Consider the following 13,842-nt stretch of genomic DNA (forward strand, 5'->3'; position numbering starts at 1 on the left):
GGGAGGCTAGCTGAGGTTGCTAAACCCCGGAAGTTTGCTGTTTTCTGAATTAAGAACTGCTCTACTGGACTAAGGGGCCGTTCGCGGTTTTGATTGCATTTACTTATAGGTCTAATCTGCAATCTCGGGTTGACTCCAATTGGTGGGTTGGGCTTTGTTTCATTATGGCGCGAAGCCTAGGTGGGGCGCGACCTACCCGGCTCTTATGGAGTCGACGGCGTCCTTTTTGGGAAACTGAATTGGTGACGGTGGTTCGAAAGACCTACCGGATGGTGCGGCTTACTTCGGTGGTCGTATCCCCTTACTCTATGCGCCCCACCGATAAATTAGAGTAGGTGGTTATGCGTAACGAACTGAGGCTAGAAATCAAAAGGCTAAGCAAGAAGACTTTTGATGAAGAGCGATCAAAAGCTGATCAGAAAGCGAAGTACCGAGAAAAGTTTACACGCCGTACCAATGTCGACGCATCACTTCCGTCAGTTAGAGGCCAAACACCTCTGCACCGTCATTTTGACCCAAGGCACTGCAAGCGTAACGCAAACGTAATCGCTACAGCCATCTGGCATAAGGTTCTTCGAGAAGAATATGAACCCGAACCTGCATTACACTTCCTGATACCAAAGGCAGATGGAACGAGCAGAGAGATTACTGCTTTCGGTATTCCTGACGCGGCTTTGGCCAACGTACTTCTTCGGCGGACTTTGAATAGAAATAGAAAGCGGCTCTCACCTCATTCGTATGCATATCACCCTGATAAAAACGTATTTGATGCGATCTTGGCTTTAAGAGACTTTGATAAGGATGGGAAGTTATTTGCCGTTCAGATCGACTTTGAAAAATACTTCGATAACATCCCCGCCAACTACCTTAAAAAGAAAATCGCGGATCGATCTGCCGTGAGTTTGACGCCCCATGAACGCCATATTTTCAAGTCGTTTCTTCACCACCGCTTCGGTAATGTAGAGGCGCATCGAATTCAACAGTTTCGTCGCAAGGTCAAGGGAACACCCCAAGGCTCATCTTCCTCACTCTTTCTTGCCAATCTCGCCAACCACGACCTTGATCGAAAATTATCGGCGGAGTCAGGAAAGTTCGTTCGATTTGCCGATGATGTCGTCGCCATCTGCGGGAGCTATGAAGAAGCCCAGCGCCTTGAGCGCTGCTTTGATCGGCATTGCTCGGAAAGTGGATTAATTATCAATAGGCAGAAGTCGCCTGGAATCGCCGTGATATCCGATCACCAGCATGAAATCCGTACGATTAATGATTTCACATATTTGGGTTACGGTTTCAGCGACAAGGGGCTGATACTCCCTCAAAAAACAAAGAAAAAGCTAGAGCAGAAGGTGTCCCGATTGATCAATATTTACTTGATCAACGCGCTAAAACACGGGTTCAATCCTAAAAGAGCTCATAGAGCAGAGGGCTATGATTGGGACTTGCTGGGTTTGATCTACGAACTTAGGCGTGGATTTTACGGAGGGCTTAAGGAAAGCGAAATCCAAGACTTCATTTACGGTGGCAAGCGACTCTCAAAAATGCGAGGACTCATGGGGTTCTACTGCCTGATCGAAGACCCCTCCGTTCTGAGGGCGCTCGATGGCTGGACTGTCAATATGGTTCGTCGAGCTTGTGTTGAACGTCACCGCATCCTGAAAGCCAAATATCGAAGCGACTGTCCAACGCCATCCAATCAAGGGCTGATCTCGGGGAATTGGATTGCACCAACCGCTTGGCGGGATCACTTTGATTCAAATAATGATGTTGAAACTGGGTTCCCGAGTTTGGTTCGCGGTTGGCGGGCAGCAAGAAAGCACTTTTTTACCTTCGGACTCGAGGAGGTTCAGGCTCCAGGATACAACTCTTCATTTGATGTCTCATCTCTTTTTGATGTTCTTGAATATTGACGTCCAAGAGAAGCATTCCCAGCGCGTTTCCCTCCCAAAAAAACTATCGCAGCTAGTTCGTTCCCGATTACCGCCAACCAGATAAAAAAAGAAAAGTAAGAGTGTCCCCGTCCAGCAAGAGCCAGATGGGGACAATTATTCGGGTTCGGCGCTTTGATCGAAAGCGTCTTTCAGCATCTGCATATTATAGTCCCAGCCGAGTTTCATAGTTTCAGCCGTGTCCTTAGTCACTCCCCATACGGACCCTCCGCTATTCTTAGCCGTTTCCCACGCGCCTGCGAATGACGCCTGAGGAAATTGCCAGTCTTCAAGATCTGGCGCATAGCTCTTAGCCGTTTCCCATGCGACCGCTGGCGATGTTGAGGCACTGGTCCAAATCTCGTCCTTCGTCGGCACCTGCATGCCGCAAACTTCTTTCACGTCAGCAGCGTAGGCCAGAGACGGGTTGATCGACACCTCCAGTTCACGGAGGTCTTTCAAGTTATCGCAGCTGTCTTTCAACTCGTAACCCGTGACAGCGACAGCCACCCCCACGCCTAGTAGCGGGATACTTTCGCCAAAAATCGCGGCTACGTTCCTCTTCGCTCCAAGGGCTGTTCGCTTTGATATTCGCCCTACCGTATCTTCAACCGCGTGACCGAGCGGCTTTATCTCTTTTCGGTAGGTCACGTTGGGATTCTTAATCGTGGCCGAAAGACTGGCAATGCGTCGATCACGACCTGCGAGGTCATCAGTGAGCGAGGCGATGCGTTTCCTGTCTTTCGTCAATTCACCGCTTAGCTTTGCTGCCCTTTTGTCTTTAAGGTCTAGGTCAGCGTTCAGATCTTTGATTTGCTTCTCATTGACCGCGTTTTTTCTTCGAAGCTCAGATGCTACTGCTGACGCTCCGGTAACAGCTTCAAATACTGCCGACAGAGCCATCGCTATGGTGCTAAATGCAACCGTCGCGACATTCAGCGCCAGTGACGATACCAAAGCTAAGGTAAGAGCCAGATATTTTAACTTTTTCAAATCATAGGACCTTTTCTTTGAAGTTCCCCGGCCAGTGTTGACCAGCCGGGGTTTTGCTTACGAATAGCTTCGTTTTACGACGTAGTCAGCGAGCCATTGCCAGTAGTAGTTCGCGCTGATGAACCCTTGATCTTGCGCGGCCACATCTTCTGCCTCTCGACGGGACAACCCACCATCAAACTCAGCTATAGCAGCCCTTTCCTCAAACTCCTCAATGTTTGGTGGCACCATCATTGCGGCAACCTTATCTGGTCAACGATGGACCGCTTTTGCTCGTCTGAGATACCTGCGGAGTAGATGCCATAGGTGATCCCGTTCTCGGATCTAGCTGACTTGTGCCCAACCAGTGATGCCGTCCAATGCTCCGGAACTCCCGTCCTTTCGCACTGAGTGATGAACCACTTACGCGTTGAGTGGAAGACTAGCCTGTCTAGGGTTAACCACTCCCGTACCCTCGCAAACCGCTTGGTGACGAGATTAACGGTCAAGTCTGGGAACAGCGGCCCCTCAGCGGGCAGATGTTGGAACACTGCGTCCAGAGCGGAATGCAGCGGTATCATACGCTCCGCAGCATCGGTTTTCAGAAGCCGTACCTCGTTGGGTCTAATGTGGATGAACGACCCTAGGTTAGCCTTATTCACCAGATCTTGCCTTAGCAGGCCGACAGCTTCTCCCGCACGCATACCCGTAAGAAGACACGTCAGCAGAACAGGTTGGAGCACTGGATCGTTGTGACCCAGTAGACGGCGCACCTCTTCATCAGTTGGAACGGCGTAAGGTTGCTGGCGTACCTTAGGTTCGAAGCGGACCGAAAGAAACGGGTTAACCTCAAGATGACCTTCGTAGACCAGCCAGTCGATGAAGTGGTTGACCTGAGACCAGATACGCCGCTGGGTTCTCGGCGTGATCGTTACGTTGGCTTGGTTGGAGAAGAGAACCAGCTGGGTAAGCGTCAGCCCCCGGGTCGTTTCGGACTTCCCGATGATTGGCGATAGCTGAGCAACCAGCCCAAGGAACTCCCGCCCAACATCGCGGTTCAGGTCGGTCACTGGCAGTCGACCATACTTGCTGAGGAATAACCCGACTGAATAGCGAACACTCTTGAACCCACTAGGCCTGAGTTGATTGCTTCTCAGGTCCAGATAGGTACGACCCACTTCTCTTACGGAAGGCACGGGTCGCCGCATCTTGGCCTCAAACTTAACGCTACCAGAGGCCTCCAGAGCAGCCCGTAGGTGACCTATAGCGTTGGCGGACGACTGTGCCCATGGCAGCATCTCCGCGGCGCTCTCTGGGGCAACTCCGATACACTCGGTCACCGATCGGGCTTGAGATACTGTCTTTTCGAACTGGGCATTCAGTTCAGCGGCCCGCGCCCTCGCAGCAGTCGGATCGCCAGTTTTTAGGGATTGTTTCAAGACGGGGTGTCCAAGAACCAGAGCAACGTCCTTTGGGTAGTGGCGACGGTAGAGCCACGTGTGACCCTTCAAGTACGCATACTTAATCTGAGCAGACATGCGTCTCCTCCTTTTCAGTTTTGATTTGGGGGAAAGGGCCTAGCCCTCGTGAACCTTCAGGATTAGGTCGAATGACGGTTCGCCGTATTCGCCCGCTAGTGGTCCGGTGATTGAGTAGCCGCCAACGCAGTCTTCATGGACTTCCGAGATGCGAAACAGGTGCTCTGGGATGTCGTCAAAGGCGTAGATAACTACTACGGTGCCTTCTTGCAGTTCCATGGCTCAATCGAACCAACAAGCGAAGATGAGCAAGAAGAGCAGGGCCAGTAAATCGCGACCCCACGATATGTTTTCTTTGGGGAACTTCGGTAGACTAAAGGGTTGGGAAAGCATCAGAAACCTCCATCGATTGCTATCGATTTAGATACGTCGCTTCCCTCAGTTTGATGGAGTATTCCAATCGCTTAGGGCAGTGTGTGGACTAAAGTTGTCCTCCCTGTACACTGCGGCGAAGGTCTGGTTGGATACCACTAAGATCGTTGTCGTCACATCAGAAGTTGCTAAGCTGCATTATGCCCAAATATTCGATCCGACACGACAAGACTGAAGCTAAGAGCCATTTACTGGGTGACGGCAAACTCGCTCTAGGGTTCACTTTGGGAAGTTTAGCGATCGTCCTCGCTTATATCGCATATGAGGTTTTTGGTCCTACGCAGGACTTCTCAGAGTATTTGACAATCGCCCCTCTCATTATTTCATTGCTCGTTGCGATGGGATCGACCTACTTTGCAGCCAATGCTTTACTTGAACAACGCACAATGCGTGAGGCGGGTACCGATCCAGTATTAGTTGCGCATCTAGGACAAAGAGAGGACGCACGTGAGCTGATTACATTCAAAGTCTCCAATGTTGGGGCGGGGGCGGCTTTGAATGTTCAACTCGACGTGGAGCGTCCAGATGATGAAGCGGATGATTGGAAAAAAAGAAGTTTTTTGCAGAACATTTTTTTGCCCCGCCAACCTTTTGCGGTAATTCTTCAGGGACATTCGATAGAGTTTAGCCTTTCATTAGGTTGGCATTTACTGGGTCAAGATTCCACCCAGCAAGTCGATCAGAACTTGCCGCTCAACGCATTGCCACCCTTCAAAGCTAAGCTAACGTATGAAGATTTGGCTGGAGGGAAATACGATGCGGAATTTACTATCGATGTGAATGAACTGCAGGGCCTAGGAGCAAACAAATCGCCTCAGATGAGAATGGTTGCAGCATTGGAAGCAATTGCAAAAAAGAACTGAGTGATCGATGCAATCAAAACCGCGAACGGCCCCTTAGTCCAGTAGAGCAGTTCTTAATTCAGAAAACAGCAAACTTCCGGGGTTTAGCAACCTCAGCTAGCCTCCCCTCGGAGCCTGTATCCCGAGTGACGTCAGCAGCCGTGGCTGACTGATGCAGATCGAGTTTGGCGCGGGTGTTAGTTCACCCGTCGGCTGACTTCGTGCTGGCCGAGGTTGTCGTACTTTTCTTTTTTATTTAGGTTTTTCGACTGATCGCCCGCTATCGTTCTCTTAATATTCATAGCGTAGGTATTAAATTATGGTTTTTAAGAAAGTTCGGGGCGCTCTGACCTTTTCGAAAGGCGCGTTCGACTTGAACGGCGACGGTAAGGTCAATTACCGAGACTTCATCGACGGAGCGAGGATGGTGGGAAGCAAGGCGATCCCGTCTAAAGCTACCTTCGATGCCAATGGTGACGGGAAGATCGACTATATGGATGCGGTGGTTGGGGCCAAGATAGCAGGTGCTGCCGTTGTTGGTGCAGGAACTACACTGGCTGCGGGGGCTTACGGTGGAGCGTTAATCATTTCGGGTACAGCTTCGTCAATCGCTACAGGCATAGTAGGGGCTGCTGGTGCAACTGTTGGAGCTTTCACCGGAACTCTGCTGGGCACGGCCACCACGTCTACCTTCCTCGCAATGAAGACGGCTAGCGGGGCGCTGATTGTTGTTTCTGAGACAGCCGCTGCTGTTAGCCCGGGGTTGGTATCTGCGTTTTCAGCGGTAGGGTCAGGAGCTGGTGCGATGAACAGCGCTCTAGTAGCTAAGATCGCAGGGCTACCGGTGATCGAGGCTCTCGCAGTCAACGCAGGGGTATCGAAGGGGGCGTTGATCGTAATCGCAGGTGTCCCCGTAGCCCGAGAGGTGGCAATTGCCGTAGGTCTGATCTCGATCGTAATCGTCGGGGGATATGCCTACTTCCTGTTGAACAGAGGTGTTAACTCAAAAGACGTGACGGAGATCATGAGCACACCGCTACCAACCTGAGAGCGGGGGGCTCTAGTGTAGTTGTCAGGGGGAGCTAGAGCTTAAACCGCCCCACCTTTTGCCCCGGTTTTGTTGTTCGGGCAAAAAAGGCGATTCAAAACAATGATACGCGAGGTTTCCTACCATCCCAGCCAACTTTCTTTAGATGAATAGCGTAAGCACCCGGCCCATCCGGTCGCGGTATTGTTGCCCCCGTTTCCGCCCCAGCGTGATCGATACTCAAGCAGGCTAATCCTCTCCTTCGATCTGGGGGGAGACGGGGATATCTAGGGCTAAGGGGAATAGGTATAAGTAATGAATAGGAACCTAGGGAAGAGAAGGGTAACCTTACCCCTCATAACCCCTTCCCTTACACCCCTTAGACCACCTGAGGTAACCAATGGCAGACATCGAGAACCCGTGGCACAGCCGCCCCATAGACGTACACCGCTGGTCCGACCATCCAGAGGTCGTGGGACTGGCTGACGCGGTCTGGGAAGAGTATGTCGCTATCGCGTCGCTCAATAAACGTCTTTCATGCGGAAGCTGATGTCATAGGGAACGACCTCGACGCCTGTCCGTTTTTCATGCTCAGCTAGCCTTTCGAGATAGCCCGGTGACCGAGCTGTTTGACGATAAATGATATAGTCTCGAAAATGATCGGAAGTTCGTTCGCCTTGCTCATCTAGACCGAAAAACTTGTTCGAGGTAGGTAACGGCACGCCGACAACTTGTTCGGATGCTGCTGCCATAACCTCTTTCAGCTCAGCGATCCTAGTGTAGTCGATTATATAGCTATCATGTACCGACAAAACAGGAACTCCCTGCTCCGTGAAATGCTCGTGGATGATAGCTGTGATCTGACTGTCTAGATTCATTAACCTGATACCTTGATCTGCAAACAGGCTTGCTTCGAGATGCGGTGAGTTGGTGATGAAGGCCCTGAGTATGCCTTCAAGTTCGGCGTTGGTCAGACCCTTTGCAAAATGATTTGCAGGATAACCATCTCTGAACGCTCGGTAGGCAGCATCCTTTGACCCTGCGTTAATCGCAGTCAAGACCAACCTCTTCACCATCGACCTTTCGAGTACAGCAGGAACTCCGCTAATCAAGTCACCGCCAAGATCATAGGGATCCCCGCCCAAGGGAAGGCCGCCCTCCACTGTGAGAATCGAGACATGTAAACCTTGGAAGTCTACTTCGACGACTGGGGTATCGTTGATGAATATCTTGGAACGCCAACCGCTGCTGATTTGTTGCCACCAGCCACCGTGAAAGCGGCCATTGAAGCTCCAGTCTGATCGACTAAAGATGCGGCGAGTACTGCAATGATGATGATCCGTCGGTATGTCGTCGACCTCGGGGTCTTCAAGAAGCGGGATATCGATGAAGGCTCCTGAGATAACCTCATTGTAGCGCTTCAATTGGTTTCGCATCTGGTTCGTTTGGTCGGTGTCATCATATTCGACTGGTTGCCCACCGTTAGATCCTCGAAGAATAATCAGTTCTTCGTTTTCAACGCGGCCTACGTCATCGCGCTGAATCTTTGCTTCATCGAACATTTTCTGAAGTCGTTCAGACGCTCTGATCCGTGTTGTTCTGTTTCCTGGGATATTTGGAGCAGTATAACTGCCCTTGGCTAGGTCCAGCAGACCGTTGTCATGTAGCGCTTGGATGATAGGGATGATCTTTTTTGAAATGTGAATAGCGTTATACCGCGATGACGTGTCCCAATAGTTAGACGACATCGAAACCCCGATGCTGAGTGTCGGGTCTGTTAGCCATGCGACGTAGAGGTCTAGTAGAAGAACCCTTAGCTGGTGGCGAAAGGCTGTCTTTGGTTTAGGCCCCGACTTCTGAGCAATAGCGACATACTCTTCCCAGACCGCGTCAGCCAGTCCCACGACCTCTGGATGGTCGGACCAGCGGTGTACGTCTATGGGGCGGCTGTGCCACGGGTTCTCGATGTCTGCCATTGGTTACCTCAGGTGGTCTAAGGGGTGTAAGGGAAGGGGTTATGAGGGGTAAGGTTACCCTTCTCTTCCCTAGGTTCCTATTCATTACTTATACCTATTCCCCTTAGCCCTAGATATCCCCGTCTCCCCCCAGATCGAAGGAGAGGATTAGCCTGCTTGAGTATCGATCACGCTGGGGCGGAAACGGGGGCAACAATACCGCGACCGGATGGGCCGGGTGCTTACGTTATTCATCTAAAGTGAAGTGGCTGGGATGGTAGGATTCGAACCTACGGTACACTGTACCAAAAACAGTTGCCTTACCACTTGGCTACATCCCAACGTGTGGGCGTAATTAGTCCGGAGTGCGGGGGGGTGCAATACCTTTCTGGAGAAAAAGTGGGGAGAATCTCGGAATTTATTCTTGAGCCGTGTTTGGGGCAGAGCAGGCTGTGTTCTATTGGGGAGGATCAGCGGGGTCGCTCGGCCGCAGGGGGCCTATTGCCGCCGTATGTCTTGCTGCTGATATCCTGCGGCCGAGCGAACACGTGATCGCGCGTAAGGGGGGCGTGGGGGCGCACCGCCGCCGTCCCCCTCGCTTCAAGGGTGCAGTATATGTCGCGTGCGAGGGCTGTCAGCCTTCGCAGTTGATCAAGATCGCACCGGCGCGGGCACCGGCTTCGACGGCTTCATGGGCTTTGACCGTGTCTGAGAGCGCGAATGTCTGCTCGACCGGGCAGTGCAGCGCCCCTTCGGCCAAGGCTTGATGGGTTTTCTTGATCGCGAGGGCACGTTCGGCCTCGGTCAGCAGGTAGACGAGGATGATGTCGATGGTGACCGCCTTAAAGAGCAGGGGCAGGAAGGGGAGCGTCGGTTCCATCACCTTGGCAGAGCCATAGGCCGCGATGCGCCTGTTGGGTTTGATCACTTCGGCATCCAGCGCGATATTGGCCCCGAATTCGACCTCGATGATCTGGTCGACGGGGGCACCACCGTTGGCGTCCAGCACCTGTTGCGCCAGATCGGAGGCGCTATAGTCCAGCACGACCTGTGCGCCTGCGGATTTTGCGCGCTCGGCCCCACTGGCTCCGGTAGTGGCGATAACGCGCGCCCCTGCCCAGGCGGCGAATTGCACGGCGAGATAGCCGACGGTGCCCGCGCCCCCCTGGATCAGCAGCGTTTGCCCCGCGACATCACCGCCGTTGAACACGGCGTGGGCCGCGGTCAGCCCGGGGATGCCAAGACTGGCGGCAGTGTCAAAGCTCACGTCATCGGGCAGCGGGACGGCCTGCGCTTGCGGCAGGGCGATATGGGTAGCGGCAGTGCCGAAGGGGCGCTGCCATTGCCCGTTCCAGATCCAGACGCGCTGGCCCACGCGGGCGTGGTCCACACCGTCGCCCACGGCCTCGATCACGCCGGCACCATCGCTATGTGGGATCACTGTCTCGAAGGGGGGATGGGTCATGCCGGGGCGCCCGCGTCGGGATTTCACATCGGACGGGTTGACGCCCGATACCGCCAGCCGCACCAGCACCTCGCCCGCAGCGGGGGCAGGGGTTGGCATCTCGGTCAGGGTCAGCACGTCGCGTGCTTCGCCAAGGGTGGAATAGGTGACTGCGCGCATGAGAGCTCCTGATCATGGGGACGGTGTTGTGTCACCTAAACCCAAGACCGCGGCATGTGCAATTGCGCGGTCAGTCGCGTAGCTCTTTCGGGCCCACGCCCCAGAGCCGCGCTTTGGGGGCCCAGCCTTTATAGCCGCCGACCCGCAGGAAACACCATTCAAGGTCGCAGGCTCCGAGCCGCGCGATCACGCCCAGTTCAAGCTCTGCCTCGACGGGGGCTTTGGGGTCGGGGCGGACAAGCAGCTGCAAACGGTCTTGTTCCACCAGAACAGTGCGCGTGCCCGACAAAAGCGAATAATGCACCCAGCCGCCCATACCGTCGCGGTCTTCGACGCGGCGCCAATGGCCATGCTCTGCCGTGATGCGCAGGGGGAGGTCGCGATGTTTGAACACCCAATCGATCCGGTGTGTCAGCGACGGCCCGCGCCGCACGTTCCCCTCGCTCGCTTTCATGGACACGAAACGGGGCACCGGCAGGTTGGTCACCTGGCCGACCTCTTGCGCGAAAACCGGGGTGGTGCACAGGTGAACGGCTGCAAGGGCGCCCAAAAGGACGGAACGTAACATCGGTTTCATGACTGCCTGTCTGGTCTGTTGCCGTTGATTTAATGCAGTTTTGCCCTGCGAGGTTCTTGTGCCTCGTCTCTGCTTGGGACACCATGCCACCAAGCACAGTGCAAAGCCATATTTGGGAGGCCCACAATGTCAAAGCAACCGCTAAGTGTTGTAGTCACGCGACGGTTGCCGGAAGTCGTCGAAAAGCGATTGACGGAACTGTTTCATGTGACGTTGCGCGCGGATGACACGCCGATGACCCGCTCTGAACTGGGCGAGGCGATGAAAACTGCGGATATCCTGGTGCCCACCGTGACCGATGAAATCGACGCGGCGCTGATCGGGCAGGCGGGGGACCGGCTGAAACTGATCGCGAACTACGGGGCGGGGGTCGATCATATTGACGTGATGACAGCGCGGCAGCGCGGGATTCTGGTGTCCAATACCCCCGGCGTGCTGACGGAAGACACCGCCGATATGACGATGGCGCTGATTCTCGCGGTCACACGGCGCATGTCCGAAGGCATGGCACAGATGCAAAAAGGCGATTGGCAGGGCTGGGCCCCGACCGCGCTGCTTGGCGGGCGCGTCAGCGGTCGCCGTTTGGGTATTCTGGGGATGGGCCGCATTGGTCAGGCCGTCGCACGGCGCGCGGCTGCCTTTGGCATGCAGGTCCACTACCACAACCGCCGCCGTCTGCGCCCCGAGATCGAAGAGAGCCTTGGCGCGACCTATTGGGAAAGCCTTGACCAGATGGTGGCCCGCATGGACGTGATGAGCATCAACTGCCCGCACACCCCCAGCACCTTCCATCTGATGAACGCCCGCCGCCTGAAGCTGATGAAGCCCGACGCGGTGATCGTAAACACCTCCCGGGGGGAGGTGATCGACGAAAACGCCCTGACGCGGATGCTGCGCGCGGGCGAGCTGCAAGGCGCAGGGCTGGACGTTTACGAACACGGCACCGACATCAACCCGCGCTTGCGCGAGCTGACCAATGTCGTGCTCTTGCCGCATATGGGGTCTGCGACGCTCGAAGGGCGGGTAGAGATGGGCGAGAAGGTCATCATCAACATCAAGACCTTCGAAGACGGGCACCGTCCGCCGGATCAGGTCGTACCCTCGATGCTTTAGGTGCAGCGCCGGTGCGGTTCAATTTGCGCTGGCGCTAAAAACAAGTAGGTTGACCCCGAGCACCGGAACGGGGAGGGGACCATGCTTGCACATCACATCGTAAAGTACATCGGGCGGACCTGCACAGCCATCGCCATAGGTGGTTTTGTAAGCGGGGCCGCTTTCGCGCAACAGGCCGCCGATAGTGTCGCGCCCGAAGGTGCCAGCCAAGGCAGCTTTACCGGCATGTCGCCGCGGATCACCGCCGCCTTCGAGGCTAAGGATGCGGGTAAACCCGTCATCGCCCGGAACTGGATGGTCGCCGCCGCCAACCCTCATGCGGTTCAGGCAGGGGCGGATGTGCTGGCACGGGGGGGCACCGCTGCCGACGCGCTGGTCGCCGTCCAAGCGATGCTGGGGCTTGTGGAGCCGCAAAGCTCTGGCCTGGGTGGCGGGGCGTTTCTGGTCTGGTATGACGCCGCATCGGGCAGGCTGACCACGCTGGACGGGCGCGAGACTGCGCCGCTGGCGGTCACGCCGCAATTGTTTCAGGACGACCAAGGTGTCCCGCTGGGGTTCTTTGACGCCGTCGTTGGCGGGCGGTCGGTCGGTACGCCGGGCACACCTGCGTTGATGGCCGCAGCGCATGAGAAATGGGGCAACCAGCCCTGGGCCGAGTTGCTGGCCCCCTCTGTCGCATTGGCCGAGAAGGGCTTTGCCGTTTCCCCACGCCTAGCAGGGCTGGTGGCTGATGACGCCGAACGGCTGGCAACGTCGGAAACGACAGCATCCTATTTCATGCCGAACGGCACGCCGGTTCAGGCAGGCGATACGCTCAAGAATCCCGATTATGCCCGCACGGTCGCGGCGATGGCTGAACGCGGGGTGGAGGCTTTCTATACCGGCGACATTGCCCGCGACATCGTGGGGGCTGTCCAAGGGGCCACCAACCCCGGTGTGCTGTCAGAGGTCGATCTTTCGATCTATCGGGTCAAGGAACGCGACGCCCTTTGCGCGCCCTATCACGGGCATGAGGTCTGTGGCATGGGGCCGCCGTCCTCTGGTGCGCTGGCCGTTGGGCAAATACTGGGGCTGCTGGAAAATGCGGACCTGAGTGCCGGACCGGCGGACGCAGATGTGCTGCGGCTGATCGGCGATGCCTCGCGGCTCGCCTTTGCGGATCGGGGGCGCTATGTGGCCGATACCGATTATGTGCCGGTGCCGGTGACCGGTATGCTCGACCCATCCTATCTGGCGGAACGCGCCAAGCTGTTGCAGGGCGACGATGCGCTGCCGGAAGTCACCGCGGGCGCGCCCGCTTTTGACCATGCCCTGAACTTTGCCGATGATATCTCTATCGAGCTGCCGTCGACCTCGCATGTGTCGATCGTGGACAGCATGGGCAATGTCGCGAGCATGACCACCACCATCGAAAACGGCTTTGGGAGCCGACTGATGGTGCGCGGGTTTTTGTTGAACAACGAGCTGACGGATTTCTCTTTCCGGTCGCATACCGATGGCGTGCCGATTGCCAATCGGGTCGAGCCGGGAAAACGCCCGCGCTCGTCGATGGCACCGACGATTGTGATGAAAGATGGCGCGCCGGTTCTGGCCGTGGGCAGCCCCGGTGGCAGCCGCATCATCGGCTATGTCGCGGGCGCAATCATCGCGCATCTGGATTGGGGAATGGATGTGCAACAGGCCACCGCACTGCCCCATGCGATCAACCGTTTCGGCCCCTACGACCTTGAGGAAGGCACCGACGCCGCCGCGATGGCCGATGCGCTGACCGGCCTTGGCTATGAGGTGAACACCCGCGCGCTGACCTCGGGGTTGCATATGATTTCGATTGGCGATGACCTGCGCGGCGGGGCTGACCCGCGCCGCGAAGGCATTGCCCTTGGCGAGTGATCGCCCA

At 55.6% G+C, this 13,842-nt stretch carries 11 protein-coding genes and 1 tRNA gene; 5 read left to right on the forward strand and 7 right to left on the reverse strand.

Going from position 1 to position 13,842, the window contains the following annotated elements; translation table 11 throughout:
• Window positions 1-341: 341 nt before the first annotated feature.
• Window positions 342-1,907 carry a reverse transcriptase domain-containing protein gene (locus AADW22_RS05615; RefSeq protein WP_407474422.1) on the forward strand — a complete coding sequence of 522 codons (1,566 nt, stop codon included), beginning with the start codon at window positions 342-344 and terminating at the stop codon, window positions 1,905-1,907.
• A 135-nt stretch (window positions 1,908-2,042) separates the two neighbouring features.
• Here AADW22_RS05615 and AADW22_RS05620 read toward each other — a convergent pair whose 3' ends face one another.
• The 3 genes from AADW22_RS05620 to AADW22_RS05630 are packed head-to-tail and all read right to left on the reverse strand — an operon-like array spanning window position 2,043 to window position 4,435.
• Window positions 2,043-2,918 carry a hypothetical protein gene (locus AADW22_RS05620; RefSeq protein WP_340264006.1) on the reverse strand — a complete coding sequence of 292 codons (876 nt, stop codon included), beginning with the start codon at window positions 2,916-2,918 and terminating at the stop codon, window positions 2,043-2,045.
• Window positions 2,919-2,975: 57 nt separating this feature from the next.
• On the reverse strand, window positions 2,976-3,152 hold the full coding sequence (locus AADW22_RS05625; RefSeq protein WP_340264005.1) for a hypothetical protein: 177 nt from the start codon (window positions 3,150-3,152) through the stop codon (window positions 2,976-2,978).
• A complete protein-coding gene (locus AADW22_RS05630) occupies window positions 3,149-4,435 on the reverse strand; it encodes a DUF6538 domain-containing protein (protein ID WP_340264004.1) in 1,287 nt (428 codons plus the stop codon). The genes AADW22_RS05625 and AADW22_RS05630 overlap by 4 nt, the downstream gene beginning before the upstream one ends.
• 512 nt (window positions 4,436-4,947) lie before the next feature.
• On the opposite strand from AADW22_RS05630, the gene AADW22_RS05635 reads away from it, so the two are divergent.
• Both AADW22_RS05635 and AADW22_RS05640 read left to right on the forward strand, forming a co-directional pair.
• Window positions 4,948-5,670 (forward strand): hypothetical protein, encoded by a 723-nt coding sequence (locus AADW22_RS05635; RefSeq protein ID WP_340264002.1) that lies wholly within the window; start codon window positions 4,948-4,950, stop codon window positions 5,668-5,670.
• Between the two features lie 298 nt (window positions 5,671-5,968).
• Window positions 5,969-6,697: an EF-hand domain-containing protein gene (locus tag AADW22_RS05640; RefSeq protein ID WP_407474421.1), complete on the forward strand. Its 729-nt coding sequence runs from the start codon at window positions 5,969-5,971 to the stop codon at window positions 6,695-6,697.
• A 500-nt stretch (window positions 6,698-7,197) separates the two neighbouring features.
• On the opposite strand, the gene AADW22_RS05645 is transcribed toward AADW22_RS05640, so the two are convergent.
• The 4 genes from AADW22_RS05645 to AADW22_RS05660 all read right to left on the reverse strand — a co-directional run bounded on the left by AADW22_RS05645 (window position 7,198) and on the right by AADW22_RS05660 (window position 10,832).
• Window positions 7,198-8,652: a hypothetical protein gene (locus AADW22_RS05645; RefSeq protein ID WP_407474423.1), complete on the reverse strand. Its 1,455-nt coding sequence runs from the start codon at window positions 8,650-8,652 to the stop codon at window positions 7,198-7,200.
• Window positions 8,653-8,897: 245 nt separating this feature from the next.
• A tRNA-Gln gene (locus AADW22_RS05650) sits at window positions 8,898-8,972 on the reverse strand.
• A gap of 293 nt (window positions 8,973-9,265) precedes the next feature.
• The gene (locus tag AADW22_RS05655) at window positions 9,266-10,255 is read right to left on the reverse strand and encodes an NADPH:quinone reductase (RefSeq protein WP_407474424.1); all 990 of its coding nucleotides are present in this window, start codon (window positions 10,253-10,255) and stop codon (window positions 9,266-9,268) included.
• Window positions 10,256-10,325: 70 nt separating this feature from the next.
• Window positions 10,326-10,832, reverse strand: a complete 507-nt coding sequence (locus tag AADW22_RS05660) for an SH3 domain-containing protein (protein ID WP_005852039.1) — start codon at window positions 10,830-10,832, stop codon at window positions 10,326-10,328.
• A gap of 126 nt (window positions 10,833-10,958) precedes the next feature.
• Here AADW22_RS05660 and AADW22_RS05665 point away from each other — a divergent pair, with 126 nt between their 5' ends.
• On the forward strand, window positions 10,959-11,945 hold the full coding sequence (locus AADW22_RS05665; RefSeq protein ID WP_037954222.1) for a D-glycerate dehydrogenase: 987 nt from the start codon (window positions 10,959-10,961) through the stop codon (window positions 11,943-11,945).
• Between the two features lie 81 nt (window positions 11,946-12,026).
• Window positions 12,027-13,835: a gamma-glutamyltransferase gene (ggt, locus tag AADW22_RS05670; protein WP_407474425.1), complete on the forward strand. Its 1,809-nt coding sequence runs from the start codon at window positions 12,027-12,029 to the stop codon at window positions 13,833-13,835.
• Window positions 13,836-13,842 lie beyond the last annotated feature (7 nt).

It is taken from the genome of Sulfitobacter sp. PM12, assembly GCF_045586035.1.
GTDB lineage: Bacteria > Pseudomonadota > Alphaproteobacteria > Rhodobacterales > Rhodobacteraceae > Sulfitobacter > Sulfitobacter pontiacus.